The sequence below is a fragment of the Neisseria sp. P0021.S007 genome (assembly GCF_051956855.1).
The window spans coordinates 1-797 of sequence record NZ_JBQCXA010000346.1 but is presented as its reverse complement, the minus strand read 5'-3'; the positions used below and the strand labels follow the sequence as shown (position 1 = coordinate 797).

Below are 797 nucleotides of genomic sequence, written 5' to 3'. Positions count from 1 at the left end.
GTCGTCGAAAAAGCCATCAAACTCGGTTTGGCTTTGGATGCGAAAATCAATCAGAAAAACGTGTTCGACCGTAAAAACTATTTTTATCCTGATTTGCCAAAAGGCTATCAAATCAGCCAGTTGAATTTGCCGATTGTAGAACACGGCAAACTGGAAATCGTAGTGGGCGATGAGGTTAAAACCATCAATGTTACCCGTGCGCACATGGAAGAAGATGCGGGTAAATCCGTGCACGAGGGTTTAAACGGTGCCACCGGTATTGACTTGAACCGTGCCGGTACGCCTTTATTGGAAGTTGTCTCCGAGCCTGAAATGCGTTCCGCAGCCGAAGCCGTGGCATACGCTAAAGCGTTACACGGTTTGATAACTTGGCTGGATATTTGCGATGGCAATATGGCGGAAGGCTCGTTCCGCGTTGATGCCAACGTATCTGTCCGTCCGAAAGGTCAGGCAGAGTTCGGTACACGCCGTGAAATCAAAAACCTCAACTCTTTCCGCTTCTTGGAACAAGCCATCAATTATGAAGTGGAAGCGCAAATTGAAATCTTGGAAGACGGCGGTAAAGTACAGCAGGCAACCATGCTGTTTGACCCTGAAAAAGGCGAAACCCGTGTGATGCGTTTGAAAGAAGATGCACATGATTACCGCTATTTCCCAGATCCGGATTTGCTTCCGGTCATTATTTCAGACGGCCAATTGCAAAAAGCCAAAGAGCAAATGCCAGAGTTGCCGCATGAAATGGCGGCGCGTTTTGTTGTCGATTACGGCGTGTCTGACTATGATGCGCGCCTGTTAAC

Annotated in this window: 1 protein-coding gene; it reads left to right on the top strand. The window is 47.9% G+C overall.

Translation table 11 applies throughout. From position 1 onward, the window contains the following. Window positions 1–797, top strand: a 797-nt coding sequence (gene gatB / locus ACTHUR_RS13245; protein WP_440398988.1) for an Asp-tRNA(Asn)/Glu-tRNA(Gln) amidotransferase subunit GatB, incomplete at both ends; no start/stop codon positions are given.